Below are 22,449 nucleotides of genomic sequence, written 5' to 3'. Positions count from 1 at the left end.
CGACCGCGATGGCCTCGCCCGGGCCGGAGGAGCCGCCGGTGAGATCGACGCCGGGGAGGGCCTGGCGAGCGGCGGTTCGGGCAGGTCGACACCTCTCGCGGGCCGGTGTCCCGGTCAGCTCTCCGGATGCACCATGAGCAGGACGGCGCGATTGTGCGCGGCGTGCCCCCGGTAAAGGTGCGGGCGGGCGGCGCTGAACCGGATGGAATCGCCTTCGGCCAGGTCGATGGGGGCCTCGGCGGGCCCGGTGGTGACGTGTCCGTGGGTGAGCACGAGGCACTCCTCGACGCCGGACAGGTGGGCGTCGGAGTGCTGGGTGCTCTGGGCGACGGCGATGTCGTACACCTCCACGGTGCCGCGCAGGCTGATGCGGTGGAGCAGGCGCGCGCTGACCGCGTCGCCCTCGACCTGCGGCCGCCTGTCGTCGGCGCGTACCACCTCGACCGTCGAGGCCCGCGCCTCCAGCAACTCGCCGAGGGACGTCTTCAGCGCGGTGGCCAGGGCCCACAGGGTGCTCAGGGTCGGGTTGCCCTGGCCCTGCTCGATGCCGTGCAGCGTGGTCTTGCTGATGCCGCTGGCGGACGCGAGGTCGGCCAGCGATATCCCGGCCGCCGTGCGCAGCCGCTGCACGTTCTGCCCTACCACTTGCGTGAGATCCATGCGTATCAGCATAGTGGTATGAACGTACCAGCAGGGTGGTCCATCTTGGAGGCGGTATGACGGTGACGCGGCTGCGCGACATCCCGGGCATCGGTGTGGACACCGTCGGCGACGCGGCCGACGCCGTGGGCGACCCGGAGTTCCTGCGACTGGAGAACCTCGACACCGACCTGCGGCCGCCCGCCGTCGCCCTCGCCGCCACGCGTGCCGCCATCGACGACGACGCGGCCAACAGCTATCTGCCGTTCCAGGGGCGCCGCTCGCTTCGCGCGGCCGCCGCGGCGCACGTCGGGCGCATCTCCGGGCGCGCCTACGACGCCGACACCGAATGCGTCAGCGTGGCCGGCGGGCTCAACGGCATCCTCAACACCCTGCTGGCGACCGTGGAGCCCGGCCAGGAGGTCGTGCTGTGCGACCCCATCTACGCCGGCCTGGTCAACCGGGTCCGGCTCGCGGGCGGCATCCCCCGTTTCGTCCCCGCCCGGCCCACCGCGGACGGCTGGACCGTCGACCCCGAACGACTGGCCGGCGCCGTCGGCCCCGGCACGGCGGCCGTCCTGATGATGGGGCCGGCGATGCCGACCGGGCTCGTCCTGGACGAGCGCCACTGGTCCGCCCTCGCCGACGCCTGCGAGCGCCACGACGCCTGGTTGATCTACGACGCGGCCATGGAGCGCATCCGCTTCGACGGCCGCCCGCCGAGTCACCCGGCGGCCCACGAGGGCCTGGTGCGGCGTACCGTCACCGTCGGTTCGGCCTCCAAGGAGCTGCGGCTCATCGGCTGGCGCGTCGGCTGGGTGACCGGTCCCGCCGACATCGTCGCCGACATCCGCCTGGTCGGCCTGACCAACGTCGTCTGCCAGGTCGGCCTGGCACAGGACGCCGTGGCCGCCGCGCTGGACGCGCCCGACGCCGACGCCGACGTGGCCGCCGCCACCGCCGAATGGGGACGGCGCTGCGAGACGGTCCTGCGCGAGCTCGCCGGCTATCCGGTCATCCGGCCGCACGGCGGGTGGTCGCTCCTCGTCGACGCCAGGCCCCTGGAGCTGACCCCCGCCGAGCTGTCCCGGCGCCTGTTCGACCGGGCGAAGATCGCGGCCACCCCCATGGACGGCTGGGGTCCCAGCGGGCGGCACTACCTGCGGATCGTGTTCGCCAACGAACCCGTCGAACGCCTCACCGGCCTCGGCGACCGCTTCCGCCTGGCCGTCGGATGACGCGCCCGCCCGGGGTGGTCAGCGGTCGTGGGCCGCGTTCGATCGCTGGGCGGGTCGCCGGTCAAGCGGAGACCTCTCGGTGATCTGTTCGCGAGGTAGCTCGCAGAGCGCGTGCAGGGCGCGGAGGAATCCGTGGCGGTCGGCCTCGGGCAGGCGCGCGAGCAGGCGCTCCTCGTTGGCCTGGATCTCGGCCCGCACCGATCTGCGCACCTCGCGGCCCTCGTCGGTGATCGTGAGGATCCTCGCGCGGCGGTCGTGCGGGTCCGGTTCGCGGGTGATCAGCCCGGCCGTCTGCAGTTTGTCGAGGGTGGCGATGATGCGGGTCTTGTCGGCGCCGATCGCTTCGGCCAGCGCGGCCTGGGTGCGTACGGACCCGTCGTCCAGGGCGCCGAGCACGGTGTAGCCCCACATGGAGACCCCGTGCGCCGCCAGCACCGGCAGCTCCGCCGCGATGAGCGACTGCAGGAGGGGGTGCATCATCTCGGCGAGGTCGCGGCGGCCCGTCACGGGTCCAAGATAACCGTTTGACAGATAATAATCGTGTGCACATCATATGCGGATGCGTATGAATGACGTGGTCGCAAAAGCTGATCTTGTCGCGCTCGACGCGCAGGCCGTTCGCGCCGGCGTCGAGCTGGCGGCTCTCGTCCGGCCCGCGGATCTGTCCCGTCCGACGCCCTGCCTTGGATGGACCGTGTACGGGCTGCTCGCGCACATGGCCACGCAGCACTACGGCTTCGCCGCGGCGTCCAGGGGAGACGGCGATCTGGCTCAGTGGAAGTCGCGTTCCCTCGGCGACGACCCCGTGGCGAGCTACCGAGCCTCGGCCGAACACGTCCTGGAAGCCTTCGCCGCCGACGGCGTGCTGGAGCGGACGTTCCCGCTGCCCGAGCTCTCAAGCGGAAGCGCCTTCCCCGCTGCGCAGGCGATCAGCTTTCACTTCATCGACTACGTGGTGCACTCCTGGGATCTCGCCAAGGCGCTGGGCACCGAGGTCGAGTTCCCGGCGGACCTGCTGGACGTGGCCCTCGCCGTGGCCGAAGCCGTACCCGACGGTGCGGCGCGCCTGGCGCCCGGCGCGGCCTTCGCGCCGGCGCTCCCGTGGTCGGAGGGGTCGCGCCTGGATGAGATCGTGGCAATTCTGGGCCGTTCACCGAACTGGCCCGGGTGAACTCTTCGAAATGGAGCACGATATGAGCAGCAGCGTCAGACTGATCCGCAATCACCAGCTCACGCAGCAGGTGGAATATGCCTATGCCGCGGTCGCCGACGCGCCGGTGCGGTCCATCTGGGTGGCCGGCGCGTGTCCCCTTGATCTCAAAGGCGAGACCGTCGCGGTCGGCGACTACGCGGGCCAGGCGCACCAGGTGATGCGCAACCTCGTGACCGCGCTGGAGGGGGCGGGCGCGTCGCTCACCGACGTCGTCAAGACCACGGTCTACGTGGCCTCCTCCCGGCAGAGTGACCTGGTCGCGGCGTGGGAGGTGTATCGGGAGTACATGGGCGAGCACGACGTGCCCAGCACTCTGCTCGGCGTGACCGTGCTCGGCTACAAGGACCAGCTCGTCGAGGTCGAAGCCGTCGCCGTGCTCGCCGCGGCGGACGTCTGATCTCCCTGCCGAGAACGGTGGCGGCTGGAGACCCGGGCTCGGGTGACGCGGCGACGGCACGCCCTTCTCCGGCGCGCCGGTGAGCCGCCACGGGCCTGACGCCCTCACCGACCTTGCCGCCGATTCGGCTGCGCAACTCGAAGTCCGTCGTCCCCCAGCCCGCTGAGGAGCTGGGGGACGACCTCAGGCGGCGCGGATCCGCGGTGTCTCCACGCTCATCCGCTGGGGCGACGGTGGTTACGTCGGCTGGCTGGTGGGACGCTGTCCGGCTGGGCGAGGGCGTACGGCAGGCGGTCGAGGACGGCGCCCGCCCACCGCGATGAAGCCTGCCTCGAAGGACGCCGGCTCACGGTGCGACGCGCACCTGAGGGATGTCTTCGATTTCCTGTAGGTGATCTTTGGGCGCTTCGGAAGAGGGGATGGCTCCTCAGAAAGCGTCGCGCTAGGAGAAATCATCACAATCCACAACCAGGTGAGAGGCCCACTTGGGAATCTTGTCGAAGTCGGCCTCGTTCAGATCGATCCGTTCCAGCGAGGGAAGCTTCTTCAACCATTTCGGCAACTCACTCAGATACGTGTCGGTGACGTCGAGCTCGACGAGGGCATGGAGCGTGGCCAGCGAGTCCGGCAGCTCGCTGAGTGGGTTGCCTGCCACGTCGAGCCGGGTGAGCGAGGCGAGGTTTCCGAGTGAATCGGGCAGCTCGCTGAGGTTGTTGCCGTGGACGTCGAGCATTTTGAGGGCGGTGAGCTTCCCCATCCACGCAGGCAACTCGTCCAGGGAGCCATCGGACAAGTCCAGGACGGTCAGCGACTCGAGGTCGCCCAACCACATGGGTAGCTCCTCGAGGTGGTGACCGGCCAAACCGAGTTCCTGGAGAGCGTGAAGGCGGGTCAGGGATTCGGGAAGTTCGCGGAGTCTGTTGCCTGCCAGGTCCAGCTGGGTGAGCGAGGTGAGCCCGCCCAGCCAATCCGGTAGCTCGCTGAGCTTGTTGAAGTTCAGATTGAGGTGGGTGAGTGAGGTGAACGCGGCCAGTGTTGCCGGCAGGCTGCAGAGCTCCATAGCGGAGAGGTCCAGGACGGGAGTGCCGGTGCGCAGTGCGTGATTTATGCGCTCTTCGGCTTCTGGTGCCATCGATGCCTCCTTGAGGAAATACACGCCAGGCCAGCGTTGAAGATCAGAACAGGACCTGCCACCAGAGAGCTGCGGGTCGCTGCGTGCGTCGCCGTGGACGCCCAGATGACAGCCGTTCCGCCAACGGGTTGCCAATAAGGCGGCCACCTGTGGGGAGTGCGAGAAGCCGTCTCCCGGGCCGAGCACGAGGGGAGGGCATCAGCCGCGCTCCTCCAACCAAGCGACGACGGAACGGACGAAACCGTCGACGCGCGACAAGGGTCTGCCGGCGAACACCGCGTGGAGGTGCCCGACCCCGACCGCGTCGTTCCAGGCCCAGGCGCGTCGGTAGGTCTTCTCGTCGGTGGCGCGGAGGACGTCCCAGCCGTGCCAGGTCGCGATAAGTGCCGCGTCGATCGCCGGGTCGGACAGGATCGCCATGTCCCAGTCGAAAACGCCGGTCAGCTTGCCGTCCTCGCCGAAGTGGACGTTGCTGCCGCCGAGGTCGCCGTGGACGAGTCTGGCCGGGACCTCCTCGAGCGCCAGCAGCGTGTCCAGCCGCTGCCGAACTCCGTCACGCCACTTCGTCGGCAGGCGCGGAACGATCTCGTCGTTCAGGATGTCGGCCCATCCCAAGCCATCGGCATAACGGCGCGGCGTGTGGAGAACAGCCTCGAGCTCCGGCGAGATCTCAACCTCGCGCAGTGCCTCCAAGAGCAGGCCGAACGCCGCCGGGTCCCCGATGCCTTCCGGTAGCCCCTCGCCGTCGATCCACGAAATCGCGACGGCCGCGCGTTCCCCGAACGTGGCCACCGCAGTCAGCGGCTCCGGCACGGCGAAAGGCAGGCCGGCCGCCGCAACGGCTCGAAGAATCTCGACTCGGCGCGGCAACTCGGCGGCGGCATCGGGGCGCTTGCTGATACGCACGGCGGCGACGTCGGGGAACAGCACGACGTGGTGCATATTCCCGTGCTCGGCAAGGCGTGCGGAGCCAAGAGGAGCGTCGGGGACAAGTGCTTCAGCGATTTCCATGAGGTCGGCGGGGACTGGTTGGGGCATCCCGCTATTTTGGCGGACGATCGCACTCGGTGAAGCCTTTGTGTCGCCCGAAACCATCGGACGTCTGGAGCGTTTCGTGAGACCTGCGCTTCCTGGGCGAGCGCGACGATGGTCAGCGGAGCTCGACCGGCTCGTTGACGCCCGCACCTCGACACTCGCCGACGCGGTCGCGCCCACCGCGACGAACGTCGACAACGCCGGCATCAACTGCGCCGCCTGGCCTTCCGAGCACGGCATTGCCGGCACCTACTCCTACGCCCCCGCGACCGGCGAGGAGGACCACATGGAGAGCGCCGAACTCCTCCTCCGCCCCACCCTCACGACCCAGGTCGCGACGCCGCCGGCAAGGCGGCACTCCTCACCGCCAAGAGGAAGACGGTCAGCCTCCTCGGCACTGGGACCACGCTCGCGGTCGCCGCGGAAGAGCCTCCAGCCGGCTTCATCGACCGGTACGGCCCACCGCCCGGCATCTACTCCGCCGACATCAACCACTGGCTCTGGACCGTCGCCGTCGACCTCCTCTCTGTCCACACCGCCGACTACCCCATGCGCGCCTGGGCCCCCGGAACGCCTCCGTCGAACGACCATCTCGCCAAGCTCGACACGCTCATCGGCGAAGCCGCCCACGCCGCGCCCGACGCGGCGGTCTCGCCACCGCCGACCACGGCAGGAACGCCAAGAGCCTGGTCCACGACCTCGGACAGACGCTCGCCGGACGCGACGCGCCCATTCGGCCCTCTCTGCCCGCCGGGAAGGACAAGGGGTGTCTCGCTCCGGGATATCTGGGCGGACATCTCCGCGCCTTCCAGCGAGTTGATCAACGTGTGGGCGAGGTCGCGCGCGATGTCCTTGGGGAAGCCGGATCGTCCACCCGCTCCAACGTGGCGCGCAGAAGGCCGGCGAACTCCTTGTCCCTGTGGTGGACGGCGGCGACTGCCGGCTCCGTCCTGCCGCCCGGGAAGAAGTGGTAAACCGAGCCGAGGGTGGCCTGGGCCTCCGCCGCGGCATCGCCGCTCTCTGCGACGGTGGTGCGGACACGGGATGAGCCGGCCGATCAGTCAGCCGCCGCGCCGGTCGTCGACGACCACGGACAGGCCGGGCCAGCCGTCCGCGAAGCGGCGCAGGTCGTCGGTGAGCGGGGGCAGGTGCGCGCCGGGAAGGAAGCGCACGGTCGTTCCCGTGGTGCCGTCGCCGGCGACGGACTCCAGGTCCGTGACGGGGACGCCGTGCTCGTACCGCTGGGTCCAGGACCCGTTCAGGCGGCGGTTGGTGTGGACGAGCCACTCGCTGAGCGCGGCGACGACGGACATGCCGCGGCGCGGATGCCCGTCGGGCAGTGCCTCCGCGCCGGGATCGTCGAAGAAGCGCAGGTCCTTGGAGGCCATGACGGGCTTCTTCACCGGCCGCCCCCGCTCGTCGAACCGGGTGTCGGTGCCTCGCCCCTCGTCGGCCACGGACACCGAGCCGTCGGGGTGGAGGGTGACGGCGCAACGTCCGCCGCCCGTGCTCGCCGCCTCGTCGGCCGGGTAGGCGAGAACCTCGAGGATCAGGTGCCGGACGCCGCCGGGAGCGAACTCCGCCGGCTTCTCCCGGATGCGGCCGAGGTGGCCGAGGTCGACGTCGGTCGCCCAGTCATGGGTGGTGTTACGCCAGGAGGCTCGGGAGGTGCTCACCGCAGCACCCTACTCACGACTCGGAAGGGTCGGCATGTCCGAGCGGCCTCACCAGGTGACCGGGAGCTCGTCGGCGCCGAGAGCGTGCTGCCCGACCGGCTGGCCGAGCTCGGCCACGCCCCGCGACACCGGCATGAACTACTGGGCTTCTCCCAGGCGGACGGCGATGTGACCGCGCGGGTCAGTACACCGGACGGCGATGTGGCCGCGCGGGTCGGCACACCGGACGGCGAGTCGACGTTGCGGGCCGCCGCGTACCTGGCTGGCATCGACCTGTTCCAGTGCCAGGGCGCCGTCCCGCTCGAAGGCGAGGTGGACACGTCCGCGGCCGGGATCACCGCGATGCCGCGCGAGCGCACCGGACGCGCCGGCCGAGTCGCTGCTCGACTCGTACGAGGCCGAGCGCCGGCCGTTCCAACTGCTTGCCGGTCCCCGGTGGACGCTGATCGGGTACGGGGTACCGCGCGCCGGACTGCGCGTCCACACCACCGGGGTCCGCGGCGACATCCTGGACGGCGGCGGTCACCTGCGCGACGCGTACGCCCTGTCGCCCGATGACTGGGTCCTGATCCGGCCGGACGGATACGTCGCTCTGGTCACCGCCGACCTCGCCACCGTCGGGTCGTACCTGGACCGGGCCGGGTTGCGCCGGTCGCAGAGCTGAGGAGAGCCGGCCACGTCGCAGTGCCGGTAGTCCCAGGGGTGCGCGCGGGGCCTTCGGCCTCACGAGGTTGACTTTTCGTATCTATATGATTACTAATCGCTATGGAGCGTTCACCGCAGGAAGGAATCCCGTGCGCCAATCCTCCAAGGCAGCCCTCGCCTCCGTCGCCCTCACATGCTGCGTTCTCGCGTCAGCTCTCCCCGTTCGGGCCGCGGTTCCGGCAGGCAACGCGCCCGCATGCGTAACCGTCTGGCAGGCCACGGGCAGGATCACCAAGACCGGGTACGCGCGCAACGACTGCGGCCGCACCCTCCGGCTGAACATCGTGTGGGCGCGCGGCACCGACGGCGAGTGCTACACCGTCCGGGCAGGCGAAACCATCTCCTCCAAGGTCGCCCGGGGAGTCCGAACCTTCGACGGGGCCGACGCCTGCTGACCTTTGCACTTGGAGGTCGGTAAAGAGAGCGGTATTGAGAAGAGATCTTTGCATAGATATCTTCTCATCATGCCCGAATCGCAACCGCGCGTGCTGTCCGACATCGACGCTCTCAAAGCCCTGGCTCACCCGCTGCGACAACAGCTGCTGACCTGGCTTCACCGTCATGGCTCGGCGACCTCTGCCGACCTGGCCTCCGAGTTCGGCGCGGATCGCGGAGCGACGAGCTACCACCTCCGGCAACTGGCCCGGTTCGGGTTCATCGAGGAGGACACGGGCCGTTCGTCAGGGCGTCGCAGGTACTGGCGGCCCATCCCGCAGGACGTACGGTTGCCGCGGCGCCCAGCCGATCCCGAGATTGCCGCCGCCGCCGATGAGATCGGCCGGCAGTGGATGGAACGTGCTGATCGCGATCTCACCGCCTACTTGTCCGACAGGGAGGCGTTCGGCGAGTTCGCCGCTGCGGCGATGCACTCCTTCGGCGCCACCGTGCTCAGCGCCGAGGAACTGGCCGAGTTCGGCGAGGACTACCTGGCCTTCCTCAAGCGCTGGCACCGGGCACCCGGTCAGGCGTCTCCCGGCAGCCGGCACATCTCTGTGGTGTTCCACGCGTTCCCCACCCCGGACGGCAGAGATGCGTCGTGACCGTGCGGGGAGAGTCGCTGTGGCGCAACCGCGAATTCGCCGCCTTATGGAGTGGTCAGGTCGTCTCGACCCTCGGGGCCCAGATCAGCGGGACGGCGATGCCGCTGCTCGTGCTCGTGACCACCGGATCGCCCTCCGCCGCCGGGATCGTCGGAACCGCCGGCACGCTGCCCTTCCTCATCGCCCACCTGCCGGCCGGGCCGCTGGTGGACCGGTGGGACCGCCGTAAGATCCTGCTGGTCAGCGAGCTCGTCGCGGGCCTGGCGCTCTGCACGGTCCCGATCGCCATCTGGCTGGGCGTGCTCACCGTGGCGCAACTCGCGGTTGTCGCCTTCGTACGGGGGCTGTGCTTCGTCTTCTTCGGGCTGGCCGAGCGCGCCGCCCTCCCCATGATCGTCCCGACCGGGCTCCTCCCCGAAGCGGTCGCCCAGAACGAGGCCAGGAGTCGCGGCGCGGCTCTGGCCGGGCCGCCCCTGGGCGGCCTGCTCTTCGGCATCGACCGTGCCGCGCCGTTCCTGGCCGACGTGCTCGGCCACGTGATCGCCTCGATCGGGCTGCTGTTCATCCGACGCGACCTGCGCAGCCCCGCGAGGCCGGAATCGGAACCGCTGTGGCAGGCGGCCGTCGCGGGCCTGCGGTGGATTTGGCGCCACCCCCTCATCCGCGCCGCGATCTTGCTGATCGCCGTCAGCAACCTGGTCTTCCACGCCCTCACGCTCGTTCTCGTCGTGCTCGCGCAGCACCAGGGTGCCTCCGCCGCCACCATCGGCGTGATACTCGGCATCTACAGCGGTGGCGGTCTGATCGGAGCGCTTGCGGCGAGCAGGCTCCATCAGCACTTCACCCCCAGAACCGTCATCATCGGAGTCAACTGGATCTGGGCCGCGCTTCTGCCCCTGTTCGCGGTCGCGTCCAGCCCGTTGCTGCTCGGGGCCGTCGGTGCCGCCTGCGCGTTCATCGGACCGTTGTGGAACGTCGTGATCACCACGTACGCGACCGTCCTGGTCCCCGACGAGCTGCTGGGGCGCGTCACCAGCGCGGCCATGACAATGTCCTGGGGAGTCACGTCCCTCGCCGGCCTCGGCGCCGGCTACCTGCTGGCCGCACTCGGACCGGCCGGTTCCATCGTGGTGCTCGCCGCGGTGGCCCTCGTCACCGCGATCATCGCTACTGTCAGTCCGGCTGTCCGGCACGCTCCACCGCTCCCCAGACCCGACAAGGGACCCGACAAGGCGACCTGACCCCCGAGTACCTGGATCGCCTGGGCGCGGGCTCAGGCGAGCGTGACCTCGACCGGCAGTTTCTTGATGCCGTTGACGAAGTTGGAGCGCACCCGGGGCACCTCGCCGGTGACGCGGATGTCGGCGATGCGGGGGATGAGCTCCTCGAACATGATGCGGATCTCGGTGCGCGCCAGCAGGTTGCCCAGGCACAGGTGCGGGCTGCTCTTGCCGAAGGTGACGTGGTCGTTGTGGGTGCGGGTGACGTCAAGGCGGTACGGCTCGTCGAAGACCTTCTCGTCGCGGTTGCCGGAGGCGTACCACATGACGACCTTGTCGCCTTCCCTGATCCGCTTGCCGTCCAGTTCGACGTCGCGCGTGGCGGTGCGGCGGAAGTGGTAGACCGGCGAGGCCCAGCGCAGGAACTCCTCCACCGCCCCCGGGATGAGGGAGGGGTCGCGGCGCAGCAGGTCGAGCTGGTCGGGGTGCTCGATGAGGGCGAGCATGGCGTGCGAGATGGCGTGCCGGGTGGTCTCGTTGCCCGCGACCACGAGCAGCAGGAAGTAGTTGTCGAAGTCCTGCTCGGACAGGGGCACGCCGTCGCGCGGCGTCTCGTTGACGAGCCTGGAGACCAGGTCGGTGCCGGTGCCGCCGCGCCGCCGCCGGGCGAGCTCCCGGCCGTAGGCGAAGACCTCCAGGGAGGCGGGGGAGCGGAAGGGCAGGTGCTTGTACTGCTCGCTCTCCTGGCTGCCCAGCAGCACGTCGGCGTAGTCGGGGTCGGTGTTGCCGATGATGCGGTTGCCCCACTCGATGAGCTGCTTGGTGTCGCCGTCGGGGACGTCGAGCAGGCGGGCCAGCACGTTGATGGGGAAGTCGGCGGAGACCTCGGAAACGAAGTCGAAGGAGCCCTTGGCGAGCGCCGCGTCGAGGGTGGTGGCGGTCAGGCCGCGCAGGAAGTCGGCGTACCGGCCGATGACGGCGGCGCCGAACTGGCGCTGGAGCAGGCCGCGCAGGGCGCGGTGGCGCACGCCGTCCAGCTCCAGGATGGAGGCGCGGCGCTTGATCTGGTCGTCGTCGACCTCCTCCAGGTTGACGAACCTGGTGGAGGTGAACGTCTCGGCGTCGCGGTCGACGCGGGCGATGTCCTCGTGGCGGGTGACGGCCCAGAAGCCGGCGTTCGGGGCGGGCTCGGGCTGCCAGTGGACGGGATCCTGGTGGCGCAGGGTGTGGAACATGCGCCACGGGGTGATCCCGTCGGTGAAGTTGCCGGGGTCGGCGAGGTCGACCTCGTCGAGGGAGAGGGGCTCGGGGATCATGTGGTGGCGCTCCTACAGGTGGTAGGCGTACTCGGTGAACTCCCAGTCGGTGACGTGCCGGTGGAAGCGTTCGATCTCGTTGCGCTTGTAGGCCAGGTAGGACGTGGTGAAGCCCTTGCCGAGCAGGTCGGTCAGCTCGCCGTCGGCCTCGAAGGCGTCCAGCGCGTCGGCCAGCGTCATGGGCAGGACGGCGGCGCGCGCGGTGTCGTAGCCGTACCCCTCCAGCGGGGGCGGCGGCTCCTGCCCGGCGCGCACCCCCAGCAACGCCGCGGCGACGGTCCCGGCCAGCAGGAGGTACGGGTTGGCGCTGGCGTCGCCGAGGCGTACCTCGAACCGCGTCCCGGCGCCGCGCTCCGGCGGGATGCGCAGCATGGCGCTGCGGTTGTCCAGGCCCCAGTCGATCAGCCAGGGGGCGAGCGTGTCGGGGCCGAAGCGCTTGTAGGAGTTGACGGTCGGGTTGGCCAGCGCCGCCAGGGCGGGAGCGTGGGCCAGGACGCCGGCGACGGCGTGCCGGGCGGTGGCCGACAGCCCGTACGGCGCGGACGGGTCGTCGAAGCAGTTCCGCTCGCCGTCGCCGCTCACACAGGACAGATGGACGTGGAAGCCTGAGCCGCCCTCGTCGTTGAACGGCTTGGCCATGAACGTCGCCAGCCGCCCCTCCACGCGGGCCAGCTCCTTGATCGCCGACTTGAACAGGAAGGTCCGGTCGGCGGCGTCCAGGGCGGCGGAGTGCGTGAGGTTGATCTCGAACTGGCCGCTGCTGAACTCATGGTTGCCCATGCTCACGTTCAGGCCGAGGTCACGCAGGTGGCGCAGGGTACGCAGCAGGTGACCGTCGGGGTCGCCGCGCCGCCCGGCGGTGTAGACGTTGCCCGGAGCCTCGGCGTAGCGCCGCCACCCGGTCGGCGCGGCCGGATCGGGCTCGCACAGGAAGTACTCCAGCTCGGGACCGGCCACCGGGGTGAGCCCCTGCTCGCCGCAGCGGTCGAGCACCGCGCGCAGCAGGTCGCGCGGCGACTCGGGGACCGGTTCGCCGGTCGCGGGGTCGATGACCTCGCCGAGGCACCAGGCGACGCCGGGCTCCCAGGGCAGCGGCCTGATCGTGTCGAGGTCGGGGCGGACCGCGATGTCGGGCAGGCCGGCGTCGAGGCCGCCCGCGACGGGAACCACGTCGCCCTGGGGGCTGGTGTGGTAGACGGCGCGGCAGAAGGCCAGCCCGTGCTCGCACGCGGCGGGCAGGTGGTCCACGAGAACGTCCCTGGCCCGGTCGACGCCGATGAGGTCGGGGTAGATCACGCGGACCACGTCCACGTCCTGAGCGGCCAGCCGGGCCAGCTGCTCTTGGAGGTGGGGGATGTCCTGAGCGCTCATCGGCGTCTCCTCGGGCGGGTGGAGGTGGCACAGTGACTTCGTTTGAAGCCAAACGATATGTGTCGGCAGGCGAGCCCACAAGAGGGCCGCCCTCATCATTTTGCGTGGTCACGGCTCTTGACCTGGTCCCGGGCACCTCCTTATGTTGTTTGGACCCAAACGAACTAGGAGGTGTGGCTCATGAAGGTCGTCGTCGACATGAACAAATGTCAGGACCACGGGCAATGCGTGTTCGCCGCCCCCGACGTCTTCCGGCTCGACGAGACCGGCCACCTGGCGTACGTCGCCGACCCGGACGAGTCGCTGCGCGCCGACGTCGAGAACGCCGCGGACGTCTGCCCGCTCCAGGCCATCACCCTTGAGGACTGACATGCCGTCCCGCGTCGTCGTGGCCGGCGCCTCGATGGGCGGCCTGCGCGCGGCCGAGCAACTGCGCGCGGCGGGCTGGACCGGAGCGATCACGGTGATCGGCCAGGAGCCGGTGATGCCGTACAACCGGCCGCCCCTGTCCAAGGAGGTGCTCGCCGGCAAGGAGCCCTTCGAGTCGCTGGCCTTCCGCCCCCGGGCGAGCGTCGCCGACGTCGAATGGATCCTCGGCGCCACCGTGACCGCCGCCGACCTGGGACGTCGAGCGGTCGGCCTGGCCGACGGGACCGAGCTCGCCTTCGACGGCCTGGTGATCGCCACCGGCGTGCGTTCCCGGCGGCTGCGCTGTCCGGGCCCCGCCCGGGGCCGCCACACCGTGCGCACCATGGCCGACGCCCGCATGCTGCGCGCGGAGCTGGCCCGCCCCGGAGCGCGCGTCGTCGTGGTCGGCGCCGGGTTCATCGGCTGCGAGATCGCCGCCACCGCCGTCGCGCTCGGCGCCGCCGAGGTGACCGTGGCCGACCCGGAGCCGCTGCCGCTGCTTCGCCCCCTCGGCGAGCTGCTGGCCCGCGAGCTGCTGCGCCGTCACGAGGACCGCGGCGTGCGCTTCGCCCTCGGCACCGCCGTGACCGCCTTCGACGGCGAGGACCGCGTGACCGGCATGGCCGCCTTCGACGGCGAGGATCGGGTGACCGGCGTGACGCTGGGGGACGGCCGCCGGCTGGCCGCCGACGTGGTGGTCGAGGCGGTCGGGTCCGTCCCCAACACCGAATGGCTGGACGGCAACGGCCTGGACCTCGCCGACGGCGTCGTCACCGACGAGCTGCTGCGCGCGGGCGGCCTGCCGCACGTCGTGGCGGTCGGCGACGTGGCCCGCTTCCCCAACGCCCGCTACGACGGCGTGCCCCGCCGGGTCGAGCACTGGTCGATGCCCGCAGACACCGCCAAGCGCGCCGCGAAGACCCTGGCCGCGCATCTTGCCGGCGCAGAGCCGGACCCCGAGCCCTTCGCGCCCCTGCCCACCTTCTGGAGCGACCAGCACGACTTCCGCCTGCAGTCCTTCGGCGCCCCGGCGCTCGGCCTCGACGACGCCCGGGTCCTGGAGGGCGAGCCGGGCGGGGACCTGGTCGTCGGCTACCACCGCTCCGATCGGCTGGTCGGCGTCGTCGCGCTCGGTGGCCCCGCCGCCGCCGCCGCGGCCGCCCGCCACCGCTCCGCCCTGCTCAAGCAGCCCGCTCTCACCGCGTGAGGAAACGCATGTCCTTCTGGTATCCGCAGACGGCCACCGGCCGCGCCTCGCTGATCCCCGCGCCGCCGTGGCACTACTCCGGCGACCTGCTCACCATCGAGTACCGCACGGATCCGGCCCGGGTCAGGGAACTGCTGCCCGAGCCGCTGGAGCTCGCCCCCGAGGACCCGGGCGCGGTCGCGCTCATCTGGGCCGACTGGCAGTCCTGCTCCGCCTCCGCGGAGGAGCTGCTCGACCCCGTACGCGCCCAGTACAAGGAGGCGTTCGCGGTCGTGCGCTGCTCCTACCAGGGGCGCACGTACTCCCGATGCGTCCACATCTGGGTGGACAAGGACTTCGCCATCGCCCGCGGCATCCACCAGGGCTATCCGAAGAAGCTCGGCTCCATCCACCTGACCCGCCCCCACCCGTACGGGCCCGCCCCGCGCATCGAGGCCGGCGCCCGCTTCGGCGCGACCCTCGCCGCCGCCGACCGCAGGCTCGCCCAGGCCGTGGTGACGCTGCGCGAGCCCGCCGAGAGCAACGGCTTCGTCAACGGCCACCCGATGGCGCACCACCGCCGCCTGCCCTCGATCGAGAAGGGCGCGGGGCTCGCGCTCGACGAGCTGATCGCCTCCGGCGCGGCCTCCTTCGAAGGCGGCACGCCCTGGCGCGGCGAGGCCGACCTGGAGCTGTTCGAGGCCCCCACGGAAGAGCTGGCCCGGCTGGAGATCCGCGAGCCCATCGGCGCCTACTACCGCCAGGTCGGCGTCGTCTGGGACGGCGGCACCCTCCTCGAAACGAAGGAACGCGCATGACCACGTACACAGCGACCATCGCCGGGGTCGCCGTCGACACCCGGCACTGGATCGGCGGCGCCCGCGTCGCCTCCGCCACGACCTTCACCGACGAGTCGCCCATCGACGGCGGCGTGCTGGCCGAGATCGCCCGCGGCGGCCAGGCCGAGGCGGACGCCGCCGTCGCCGCCGCCCAGGAGGCCTTCCCCGGCTGGGCCGCCACCTCACGGCAGCAGCGCGCCGCGCTGCTGCGGGCCATCGCCGAGGGCGTCGAGAAACGCCTGGAGGACCTGGCGATCGTCGAGACAACCGACAACGGGGCGCTGCTGCGCTCCCACCGGCGCGGCGTGATGCCGCGCGTCGCCCACAACTTCCGCTTCTTCGCCGACTGGCTGGACGGGCTCGGCCACGACGACTTCACGACGTACACCGGCGGCTCCGCCGCGGGCCGCGGCCACACCAACCACGTCTCCTGGGACCCGGCCGGTCCATGCGTCCTCATCACGCCGTGGAACGCCCCCCTCATGCTGGCCACCTGGAAGGTCGCCCCCGCGCTCGCCGCCGGCAACACGGTGGTGCTCAAGCCCGCCGAGTGGTCGCCGCTGACCGCCTCGCTGCTGGCCGGCATCGCGGCCGAGGCCGGGCTGCCCCCCGGGGTCCTCAACGTCGTCCAGGGTTACGGCGCGGAAGCTGGGGCCGCGCTGGTGTCCCACCCGGGCGTGCGCCGCATCAGCTTCACCGGCTCGGTGCCCACCGCCCGGCACATCGCGCGGGCCGCCGCCGCCAACCTCGTCCCGGCCAGCTTCGAGCTGGGCGGCAAGTCCCCGCTGCTGGTCTTCGCCGACGCCGACCTCGACCTGGCCGTGGACCTGGCCGTCGAGCAGTACGACAACGCCGGCCAGGTCTGCCTGGCCGCCACCCGCCTGCTCGTGGAGTCCACGATCGCCGAGGAGTTCACCCGCCGCTTCACCGCCAGGGCGCGGGCGCTGCGCCAGGGCGACCCGCGTGACGAGGCCACCGACCTCGGCCCCAACATCCATCCCCGCCAGCTCAACAAGATCGACGGCTTCGTCCGGCGGGCGCTGGCCGCCGGGGCGCGCGCCGTCATCGGCGGCGAGCGCGGGGAGGGCCGCCACTACCGGCCGACGCTGCTCACCGACGTGGCCCAGGACAGCGAGATCGTCCAGGAGGAGGTCTTCGGCCCGGTGCTGACCCTGCAGACCTTCGACACCGAGGACGAGGCGATCCGGCTGGCCAACGACACCCGCTTCGGCCTGGCCGCCACCGTGGCCACCGGCGACCGCGAGCGTGCCGAGCGCGTCAGCGCCCGCCTCGTCGCCGGGACCGTCTGGGTGAACTGCTTCTTCGTCCGCGACCTGCGCGCCCCGTTCGGCGGCTCGCGCGAATCGGGCGTCGGCCGCGAGGGCGGCACCTGGAGCTTCGACTTCTACTGCGACCTCAAGAACACCGTGACCGCCCCGAAGGGATGGCAGGACCATGGGTGAGATCGTCGGGGCGGGCCTGCTGGCCCACGTCCCCACCATCGTGCTCCCCGAGCAGGACCGGCTGGAGCTGAACGGGGGCAAGGAGATCACCCTCGTCACCGGCCTGCGCGAGCTGCGCGAGGACGTCTTTGAGACCCTCGATTACGACACCGTCGTCGTGCTCGACTCCCACTGGGCCACGACCGTGGAGTTCGTGGTCACGGCGCAGCCGCGCCGCGCCGGGCTGTTCACCTCCGAGGAGCTGCCGCGCGGGATGTGCCGGATGCCGTACGACTTCCCCGGCGACCCGGAGTTGGCGCACAACGTGGCCGCCTTCGCCGACAAGCACGGCACCTGGATCACCCCGATCGACGACGAGTACCTGCCGATCTACTACGCCACCGTCAACCTGTGGAAGTTCCTCGGCGAGGGGCTGCCCGGCAAGCGGTGGGTGTCGATCGGCGTCTGCCAGACCGGGGACATGGAGGACCACCTGCGGCTGGGCCGCGCCCTGGCCGACGGCATCGCCGCCACTCCCGGCCGCAAGGTGCTGCTCATCGCCTCCGGCGCGCTCTCCCACACCTTCTGGCCCCTGCGGGAGCTGCGCGACCACGAGGCCGGCGACCCGCGGCACATCTTCACGCCCGAGGCGCGGGCGGCCGACCAGGAGCGCATCGCCTGGTTCACGCAGGGCCGCCACGACCGGGTCCTCGACACCATGCCCGAGTTCTGGAAGTACAAGCCCGAGGCCCGCTTCTACCACTACCTCATGATGGCCGGCGCCCTCGGCGAGCGGGCGTGCACCGCCCGCGCCCGCCAGTACGGCGAGTACGAGAACTCCATCGGCACCGGCCAGGCCCACCTCTGGTTCGACCGCCCGTCCGGCGGCTGGACCGCACCCCGCCGGGAGGACGCCCATGCCTGAGTACCGCCGCATCCTGCTGGGCGGCGCGGTCGTCGAGACCGTCCGCGACGGGGACCAACTGGTCGCCGGTGACGGCCGCCGCGTCAAGGTCGACGACGCCGCGCATCTCCCGCCGGTCGTCCCGTCGAAGATCATCGCGGTGCACCTCAACCACCGCAGCCGGGTCGAGGAGTTCCAGATCAAGCTGTCGGCCACGCCGACCTACTTCCACAAGCCCACCTCCTCGCTCAACGCCCACCGCGGCGACGTCGTGCGCCCCGAGGGCTGCAAGTGGCTCAACTACGAGGGCGAGGTGGCCATCGTCATCGGCCGGACCTGCCGCAACGTCTCCCCGGAGCAGGCGGGGGAGTACATCGCCGGCTACACGATCGGCAACGACTTCGGCCTGCACGACTTCCGCGACACCGACGCCGGGTCCATGCTGCGCGTCAAGGGCTCCGACACCCTCTGCCCGCTCGGCCCCGGCCTGATCACCGGCTGGGACTTCCACGGCAAGTACCTGCGTACCTATGTCAACGGCGCCCTCGTCCAGGACGGCTCCACCGACGAGATGACGTGGGACATGCACTATCTCGTCGCCGACATCGCCCGCACCATCACCCTCTACCCCGGCGACGTGCTGCTGTCCGGCACGCCCGCCAACTCGCGCCCCGTCCGGCCGGGCGACCTGGTCGAGGTCGAGGTCGAGGGGCTGGGACGGCTCTCGAACCGCGTCGTCACCGGCCCCGTCGCGATCCGCGCCGACGTCGGCGCCCAGCCCACCGAGTCGGAGGAGGTCCTGTCCACGGCCCTCGGCGGTGACTGGGAGTTCCGCGGCATCCGCCCACCCCGCCGATAGATCGGGCGGGGCCGACCCCTCTTGCCAGACGGACGGCACACGCCTCATGATGAGGCGCATTCGTTTGGTTGCAAACGACATCCCCCACCTTCTCGGCACCGGCAGGTGACATCAATGGACACATCAGCGACGGCAGCCACCGGCGTGGCCCAGGACCCGCCCGCGGCGGGCCGGCTCAAGCCGAACGCCCTCGGCGTGCTCGGCATCGTCTTCTTCGTACTCTCCGCACAGGCTCCGCTGACCGGCATCGCCGGTGCCGCCCCCATCGCGATGGCCATCGGCAACGGCGCCGGCGCCCCCGCCGCCTACCTCGGGGCAGGGCTGATCATCCTGCTCTTCTCGGTCGGCTTCGTGGCCATGGGCAGGCACGTCGTCGACGCCGGCGCCTTCTACGTCTACATCGGCAAGGGCCTCGGCCGGACGGCGGGCACCGGCAGCGCCGCCGTCGCGCTGTTCGCCTACTGCGCCATCCAGGCCGCCATGTACGGCCTGTACGGCCTGTACGGCTCCATCGTCTCCGGCCTGGCCGGCGGCCTCGGCCTGAACCTGCCCTGGTGGGTCTGGTCCCTGGTGACGATCGCCGTCGTGCAGGTGCTCGGGCAGGCCGGCATCGAGATCGGCGCCAAGGTGCTGGCGGTCTTCGTACTCGCCGAGTTCAGCATCCTGCTCGCCTTCGGCCTGGTCACCCTCGTCAAGGGCGGCGGTCCCGAAGGGCTCGGCGTCGCCCAGACGTTCGGGCCGAGCGCGGTCCTGTCGGGCGCGCCGGGAGTGGCGCTGATGTTCGCCGTGGCCTCGCTGTTCGGCTTCGAGGCCACCGCCATCTACGGGGAGGAGGCCCGCGACGCCAAGCGCACCGTCCCCAGGGCCACCTACCTGGCGGTCGCCGTGGTCAGCGTCTTCTTCGTGCTCACGTCCTGGATGCTGGTCAGTTCGTACGGCGCCTCCAAGGTTGTCGCGGAGGCCGGCAAGGCCCTGGAGACGGGCGACTCGGCCGGGTTCGTCTTCACGCCCGTGGTGGCGCTGTTCGGCGGCTGGGCCGGCGAGGTGCTGCCGATCCTGCTGGCCACCTCCCTGTTCGCGGGCGTGCTCGCCTTCCACAACTCCGCCAACCGCTACCTGTTCTCCCTCGGCAGGGAAGGGGTGCTCCCGCGCAAGCTGGGCTCGCTCAACCGGCGGCACTCGCCGGCCGTGGCGGGCTGGGTGCAGACCACGGTCGCCGTGGTCCTGATACTGCCGTTCGCGGTCGGCGGGCTGGACCCCGTGATCACGCTGTTCTCCTGGTTCAGCGGCGTGGCCGTGCTGGCCATGATGCTCATGTACCTGCTCACCTCCGTCTCGGTGGTGGCCTTCTTCCGCCGCGAGCGGGTGGACACCCGGCCGTGGAACACGCTGATCGCCCCCATCCTCGGCGCGCTCGGCATCGCGGCCGCCATCTGGATCATCCTGGCCAACTTCCCCACCCTCATCGGCGGCTCGGTCGCCACGGCCGTGTGGCTGGCCGTCGCCGTGCCGGTCGTCATGCTCCTCGGCGTGCTGGCCTCCAGGCGGGCGGGAAAGGCGGCGCGGTGATCGACGAGGACTGGGCCGCCCGCGCCACGCGGGTGGCCCTGCCCACCGGCCACCACCTCGACGGCGCCGACGAGCCCGGCTCCGGCGCGACGTTCACGGTCGTCTCGCCCCGGGACGGCCGGGCCCTGAGCGAGGTCGCCGACGCCGGGCAGTCCGAGGTGGACCGAGCCGTCGCCGCCGCCCGCCGCGCCTTCGACCGCGGCCCCTGGCCGCGCCTGGCGCCCGCCGAACGCGGCCGCGCGCTGCTGCGGCTCGCCGACCTGATCGAGGAGCGGCGCGCGGACCTGGCGCTGACCATCAGCCTGGAGATGGGCAAGCCCATCAAGGACGCCTACGACATCGAGCTGCGCGCCGCCATCTCCACCTTCCGCTGGTACGGCCAGCTCGCCGACAAGCTGACCGACGAGTCCCCGCACACCGCGCCCGACGCCCTGGCGCTGGTCACCCGCGAGCCCGCGGGCGTGGTCGGCGCGGTCGTGCCCTGGAACTTCCCGCTCACCATCGCCTCCTGGAAGGTGGCCCCCGCCCTGGCGGCCGGCTGCTCGGTCGTGCTCAAGCCCTCGGAACGGTCGCCGTTGTCGGCGCTCGCGCTGGGGCGGCTGGCGACCGAGGCGGGGCTGCCGCCCGGCGTGCTCAACGTCGTCACCGGCGACGGCCCCGCCGCCGGCCGGGCCCTGGGCCTGCACCCCGGTGTGGACGTCCTGGCCTTCACCGGCTCCACCGCCGTCGGGCGGCACTTCCTTCGCTATTCCGCCGACTCCAACCTCAAGCGCGTCTGGCTGGAGCTCGGCGGCAAGTCCCCGAACATCATCCTGCCCGACGCCCCCGACCTCGACCGGGCCGCGGCCACCGCCGCCTGGGGCATCTTCTTCAACCAGGGCGAGATGTGCACCGCGCCCTCCCGCCTGCTCGTCCACTCCTCCGTCGCCGAGCGCGTCACCGAGGCGATCGTCGCCCGCGCCCGCGAGCTGCGGGTCGGCGACCCCCTGGACCCGATGACGGAGATGGGCCCGCTGGCCGGCGAGCCCCACCTCGCCCGGGTGCTCGACCACGTCGGCTCCGGCCTCGCGGAAGGGGCCCGCCTGCTGACCGGCGGCTCGCGACCCGCGCTGCCCGGCAGCTACCTGGAGCCCACCGTGTTCGACCAGGTCGCCCCCGGCATGCGGCTGGCCCGCGAGGAGATCTTCGGGCCCGTGCTGTCCGTGCTCACCTTCGACGACCTGGACGAGGCCGTCGAGCTCGCCAACGCCACCGAGTACGGCCTGGCCGCCGGCCTGTGGACCGCCGACCTGTCCACCGCCCACAAGGTCTCCCGCGCTCTGCGGGCGGGCACGGTCTGGGTGAACTGCTACGAGGAAGGCGACCTCACGGTGCCGTTCGGCGGCATGAAGCAGTCGGGCAACGGCCGGGACAAGTCCGCCCACGCCCTGGAGAAGTACACCGAGCTGAAGACCACGTGGATCCAGCTGTGAGACCCCTGATCGCGATCCCCGCCCGCTTCTCCGCCTCCGCCTCCGCCCTGCGGTACGCCGCCGAGGCCAACGCCCGCGCCCTGATCGAGGCCGTCTGGCGGGCCGGGGGCGAGCCGGTCGCGCTCCACCCGCACGCCCCCGGCGGCGCCGCCGACCCCGACGAGGTGGCCGAGCGGCTGGCCCGCTTCGACGGCGTCCTGCTCCCGGGCGGCGGCGACCTCGCCCCGCACCGGTACGGGGACGGTGCCGCGCACGCGAGCGTCTACGACGTGGACGACGAGCAGGACGGCTTCGACCTGGAGGCGGCCCGCCAGGCCCTGGCCGCCGGGCTGCCGCTGCTGGCCGTCTGCCGCGGCCTCCAGGTGCTCAACACCGCGCTCGGCGGCACCCTGGAACAGGACATGGGCGGCCCGGACCGCGAGCACCGGCACCTCGTGCACCCGGTCGCCCTGCTGCCGGGCTCGCTCGTGGAGCGGGTCACCGGGGCGCAGAAGGTGAGCGTCTCCTGCTACCACCACCAGCGCGTGGCCCGGCTCGGCGCCGGCCTGACCGTCACCGCCGAGGCCGCCGACGGGACGATCGAGGCGCTCGAAGCACCCGCCTTGTCGCCGTGGCTGGCCGCCGTGCAATGGCATCCCGAGGACACCGCCCACGAGGACCCCGCGCAGCAGGCGGTCTTCGACGCGTTCGTCCGTGCCGCCGGCGCCCGGCCCTCATCGGCCGTCCGGCCGTGAGCAGCCCCGCATACCGCCTTCCGACCTCCCTGCCTCGACTCCCCGAAGGGTGAC

At 71.5% G+C, this 22,449-nt stretch carries 25 protein-coding genes; 16 read left to right on the top strand and 9 right to left on the bottom strand.

The genetic code is table 11. The features are described 5' to 3' along the window. Positions 1-114: 114 nt before the first annotated feature. Positions 115-660, bottom strand: coding sequence for a helix-turn-helix domain-containing protein (locus ACIBQ1_RS37975; protein WP_397284484.1), 546 nt, complete (start codon positions 658-660; stop codon positions 115-117). 56 nt (positions 661-716) lie between these two features. Between ACIBQ1_RS37975 and ACIBQ1_RS37970 the strand changes: the two genes are divergently transcribed. Beyond that, a complete protein-coding gene (locus ACIBQ1_RS37970; RefSeq protein WP_397284482.1) occupies positions 717-1,877 on the top strand; it encodes a pyridoxal phosphate-dependent aminotransferase in 1,161 nt (386 codons plus the stop codon). Between the two features lie 18 nt (positions 1,878-1,895). On the opposite strand, the gene ACIBQ1_RS37965 is transcribed toward ACIBQ1_RS37970, so the two are convergent. After that, the gene (locus tag ACIBQ1_RS37965) at positions 1,896-2,384 is read right to left on the bottom strand and encodes a MarR family winged helix-turn-helix transcriptional regulator (RefSeq protein WP_397284480.1); all 489 of its coding nucleotides are present in this window, start codon (positions 2,382-2,384) and stop codon (positions 1,896-1,898) included. A gap of 52 nt (positions 2,385-2,436) precedes the next feature. On the opposite strand from ACIBQ1_RS37965, the gene ACIBQ1_RS37960 reads away from it, so the two are divergent. Further along, the gene (locus tag ACIBQ1_RS37960) at positions 2,437-3,048 is read left to right on the top strand and encodes a TIGR03086 family metal-binding protein (protein WP_397284478.1); all 612 of its coding nucleotides are present in this window, start codon (positions 2,437-2,439) and stop codon (positions 3,046-3,048) included. A gap of 22 nt (positions 3,049-3,070) precedes the next feature. Then, the gene (locus ACIBQ1_RS37955) at positions 3,071-3,487 is read left to right on the top strand and encodes a RidA family protein (protein ID WP_397284476.1); all 417 of its coding nucleotides are present in this window, start codon (positions 3,071-3,073) and stop codon (positions 3,485-3,487) included. A 442-nt stretch (positions 3,488-3,929) separates the two neighbouring features. On the opposite strand, the gene ACIBQ1_RS37950 is transcribed toward ACIBQ1_RS37955, so the two are convergent. From ACIBQ1_RS37950 to ACIBQ1_RS37930, 5 genes are all read right to left on the bottom strand, one after another. Further along, positions 3,930-4,619 (bottom strand): leucine-rich repeat domain-containing protein, encoded by a 690-nt coding sequence (locus tag ACIBQ1_RS37950; RefSeq protein WP_397284474.1) that lies wholly within the window; start codon positions 4,617-4,619, stop codon positions 3,930-3,932. Between the two features lie 198 nt (positions 4,620-4,817). Further along, positions 4,818-5,657: an aminoglycoside phosphotransferase family protein gene (locus tag ACIBQ1_RS37945; protein ID WP_397284472.1), complete on the bottom strand. Its 840-nt coding sequence runs from the start codon at positions 5,655-5,657 to the stop codon at positions 4,818-4,820. Between the two features lie 252 nt (positions 5,658-5,909). Further along, positions 5,910-6,188: a hypothetical protein gene (locus ACIBQ1_RS37940; protein ID WP_397284471.1), complete on the bottom strand. Its 279-nt coding sequence runs from the start codon at positions 6,186-6,188 to the stop codon at positions 5,910-5,912. A gap of 8 nt (positions 6,189-6,196) precedes the next feature. After that, positions 6,197-6,478, bottom strand: a complete 282-nt coding sequence (locus ACIBQ1_RS37935) for a hypothetical protein (RefSeq protein WP_397284469.1) — start codon at positions 6,476-6,478, stop codon at positions 6,197-6,199. Between the two features lie 237 nt (positions 6,479-6,715). After that, entirely contained in the window at positions 6,716-7,330 is a 615-nt protein-coding gene (locus tag ACIBQ1_RS37930; protein ID WP_397284467.1) for a hypothetical protein, read from the bottom strand. 199 nt (positions 7,331-7,529) lie between these two features. Here ACIBQ1_RS37930 and ACIBQ1_RS37925 point away from each other — a divergent pair, with 199 nt between their 5' ends. The 4 genes from ACIBQ1_RS37925 (at position 7,530) to ACIBQ1_RS37910 (ending at position 10,316) form a co-directional block, all read left to right on the top strand. After that, positions 7,530-7,994, top strand: coding sequence for a hypothetical protein (locus ACIBQ1_RS37925; RefSeq protein ID WP_397284465.1), 465 nt, complete (start codon positions 7,530-7,532; stop codon positions 7,992-7,994). Between the two features lie 130 nt (positions 7,995-8,124). Further along, positions 8,125-8,430 carry a hypothetical protein gene (locus ACIBQ1_RS37920; protein ID WP_397284463.1) on the top strand — a complete coding sequence of 102 codons (306 nt, stop codon included), beginning with the start codon at positions 8,125-8,127 and terminating at the stop codon, positions 8,428-8,430. A gap of 69 nt (positions 8,431-8,499) precedes the next feature. Continuing rightward, positions 8,500-9,075, top strand: coding sequence for an ArsR/SmtB family transcription factor (locus ACIBQ1_RS37915; RefSeq protein WP_397284461.1), 576 nt, complete (start codon positions 8,500-8,502; stop codon positions 9,073-9,075). Then, positions 9,072-10,316: an MFS transporter gene (locus tag ACIBQ1_RS37910; RefSeq protein ID WP_397284459.1), complete on the top strand. Its 1,245-nt coding sequence runs from the start codon at positions 9,072-9,074 to the stop codon at positions 10,314-10,316. Before ACIBQ1_RS37915 ends, ACIBQ1_RS37910 begins: the two co-directional genes overlap by 4 nt. A gap of 32 nt (positions 10,317-10,348) precedes the next feature. On the opposite strand, the gene ACIBQ1_RS37905 is transcribed toward ACIBQ1_RS37910, so the two are convergent. Further along, a complete protein-coding gene (locus ACIBQ1_RS37905; RefSeq protein WP_397284457.1) occupies positions 10,349-11,611 on the bottom strand; it encodes a cytochrome P450 in 1,263 nt (420 codons plus the stop codon). Positions 11,612-11,623: 12 nt separating this feature from the next. After that, a complete protein-coding gene (locus ACIBQ1_RS37900) occupies positions 11,624-12,982 on the bottom strand; it encodes a glutamine synthetase family protein (protein WP_397284455.1) in 1,359 nt (452 codons plus the stop codon). A gap of 180 nt (positions 12,983-13,162) precedes the next feature. Here ACIBQ1_RS37900 and ACIBQ1_RS37895 point away from each other — a divergent pair, with 180 nt between their 5' ends. The 9 genes from ACIBQ1_RS37895 (at position 13,163) to ACIBQ1_RS37855 (ending at position 22,395) form a co-directional block, all read left to right on the top strand. After that, entirely contained in the window at positions 13,163-13,351 is a 189-nt protein-coding gene (locus ACIBQ1_RS37895) for a ferredoxin (protein WP_397284453.1), read from the top strand. 1 nt (position 13,352) lies between these two features. Continuing rightward, positions 13,353-14,597 (top strand): NAD(P)/FAD-dependent oxidoreductase, encoded by a 1,245-nt coding sequence (locus ACIBQ1_RS37890; protein WP_397284451.1) that lies wholly within the window; start codon positions 13,353-13,355, stop codon positions 14,595-14,597. Positions 14,598-14,605: 8 nt separating this feature from the next. Then, a complete protein-coding gene (locus tag ACIBQ1_RS37885; RefSeq protein WP_397284449.1) occupies positions 14,606-15,394 on the top strand; it encodes an acetoacetate decarboxylase family protein in 789 nt (262 codons plus the stop codon). Continuing rightward, complete coding sequence (locus tag ACIBQ1_RS37880) at positions 15,391-16,878, top strand: aldehyde dehydrogenase (RefSeq protein ID WP_397284447.1); 1,488 nt, start codon at positions 15,391-15,393, stop codon at positions 16,876-16,878. The genes ACIBQ1_RS37885 and ACIBQ1_RS37880 overlap by 4 nt, the downstream gene beginning before the upstream one ends. Beyond that, positions 16,871-17,782 (top strand): 3,4-dihydroxyphenylacetate 2,3-dioxygenase, encoded by a 912-nt coding sequence (locus ACIBQ1_RS37875; protein ID WP_397284445.1) that lies wholly within the window; start codon positions 16,871-16,873, stop codon positions 17,780-17,782. The genes ACIBQ1_RS37880 and ACIBQ1_RS37875 overlap by 8 nt, the downstream gene beginning before the upstream one ends. After that, positions 17,775-18,620: a fumarylacetoacetate hydrolase family protein gene (locus tag ACIBQ1_RS37870; RefSeq protein WP_397284443.1), complete on the top strand. Its 846-nt coding sequence runs from the start codon at positions 17,775-17,777 to the stop codon at positions 18,618-18,620. The genes ACIBQ1_RS37875 and ACIBQ1_RS37870 overlap by 8 nt, the downstream gene beginning before the upstream one ends. Before the next feature lie 114 nt (positions 18,621-18,734). After that, positions 18,735-20,189, top strand: a complete 1,455-nt coding sequence (locus ACIBQ1_RS37865) for an APC family permease (protein WP_397284441.1) — start codon at positions 18,735-18,737, stop codon at positions 20,187-20,189. Then, the gene (locus ACIBQ1_RS37860) at positions 20,186-21,661 is read left to right on the top strand and encodes an aldehyde dehydrogenase (RefSeq protein WP_397284439.1); all 1,476 of its coding nucleotides are present in this window, start codon (positions 20,186-20,188) and stop codon (positions 21,659-21,661) included. Before ACIBQ1_RS37865 ends, ACIBQ1_RS37860 begins: the two co-directional genes overlap by 4 nt. Continuing rightward, on the top strand, positions 21,658-22,395 hold the full coding sequence (locus tag ACIBQ1_RS37855; protein ID WP_397284437.1) for a gamma-glutamyl-gamma-aminobutyrate hydrolase family protein: 738 nt from the start codon (positions 21,658-21,660) through the stop codon (positions 22,393-22,395). Before ACIBQ1_RS37860 ends, ACIBQ1_RS37855 begins: the two co-directional genes overlap by 4 nt. Positions 22,396-22,449 lie beyond the last annotated feature (54 nt).

This window comes from Nonomuraea sp. NPDC050153 (genome assembly GCF_044460125.1).
Classification (GTDB): Bacteria; Actinomycetota; Actinomycetes; order Streptosporangiales; family Streptosporangiaceae; genus Nonomuraea.
This window is presented reverse-complemented; position numbering and strand designations above follow the sequence as displayed.

What these genes read in the sequence shown, in the direction of transcription:
- ACIBQ1_RS37900 (WP_397284455.1), bottom strand. Translation starts at nt 12,982, where the DNA reads ATGAGCGCTCAGGACATCCCCCACCTCCAAGAGCAGCTGGCCCGGCTG.
- ACIBQ1_RS37870 (WP_397284443.1), top strand. Translation starts at nt 17,775, where the DNA reads ATGCCTGAGTACCGCCGCATCCTGCTGGGCGGCGCGGTCGTCGAGACC.
- ACIBQ1_RS37970 (WP_397284482.1), top strand. Translation starts at nt 717, where the DNA reads ATGACGGTGACGCGGCTGCGCGACATCCCGGGCATCGGTGTGGACACC.
- ACIBQ1_RS37905 (WP_397284457.1), bottom strand. Translation starts at nt 11,611, where the DNA reads ATGATCCCCGAGCCCCTCTCCCTCGACGAGGTCGACCTCGCCGACCCC.
- ACIBQ1_RS37865 (WP_397284441.1), top strand. Translation starts at nt 18,735, where the DNA reads ATGGACACATCAGCGACGGCAGCCACCGGCGTGGCCCAGGACCCGCCC.
- ACIBQ1_RS37955 (WP_397284476.1), top strand. Translation starts at nt 3,071, where the DNA reads ATGAGCAGCAGCGTCAGACTGATCCGCAATCACCAGCTCACGCAGCAG.
- ACIBQ1_RS37975 (WP_397284484.1), bottom strand. Translation starts at nt 660, where the DNA reads ATGGATCTCACGCAAGTGGTAGGGCAGAACGTGCAGCGGCTGCGCACG.
- ACIBQ1_RS37885 (WP_397284449.1), top strand. Translation starts at nt 14,606, where the DNA reads ATGTCCTTCTGGTATCCGCAGACGGCCACCGGCCGCGCCTCGCTGATC.
- ACIBQ1_RS37925 (WP_397284465.1), top strand. Translation starts at nt 7,530, where the DNA reads ATGTGGCCGCGCGGGTCGGCACACCGGACGGCGAGTCGACGTTGCGGG.
- ACIBQ1_RS37950 (WP_397284474.1), bottom strand. Translation starts at nt 4,619, where the DNA reads ATGGCACCAGAAGCCGAAGAGCGCATAAATCACGCACTGCGCACCGGC.
- ACIBQ1_RS37875 (WP_397284445.1), top strand. Translation starts at nt 16,871, where the DNA reads ATGGGTGAGATCGTCGGGGCGGGCCTGCTGGCCCACGTCCCCACCATC.
- ACIBQ1_RS37895 (WP_397284453.1), top strand. Translation starts at nt 13,163, where the DNA reads ATGAAGGTCGTCGTCGACATGAACAAATGTCAGGACCACGGGCAATGC.
- ACIBQ1_RS37880 (WP_397284447.1), top strand. Translation starts at nt 15,391, where the DNA reads ATGACCACGTACACAGCGACCATCGCCGGGGTCGCCGTCGACACCCGG.
- ACIBQ1_RS37945 (WP_397284472.1), bottom strand. Translation starts at nt 5,657, where the DNA reads ATGCCCCAACCAGTCCCCGCCGACCTCATGGAAATCGCTGAAGCACTT.
- ACIBQ1_RS37915 (WP_397284461.1), top strand. Translation starts at nt 8,500, where the DNA reads ATGCCCGAATCGCAACCGCGCGTGCTGTCCGACATCGACGCTCTCAAA.
- ACIBQ1_RS37960 (WP_397284478.1), top strand. Translation starts at nt 2,437, where the DNA reads ATGCGTATGAATGACGTGGTCGCAAAAGCTGATCTTGTCGCGCTCGAC.
- ACIBQ1_RS37890 (WP_397284451.1), top strand. Translation starts at nt 13,353, where the DNA reads ATGCCGTCCCGCGTCGTCGTGGCCGGCGCCTCGATGGGCGGCCTGCGC.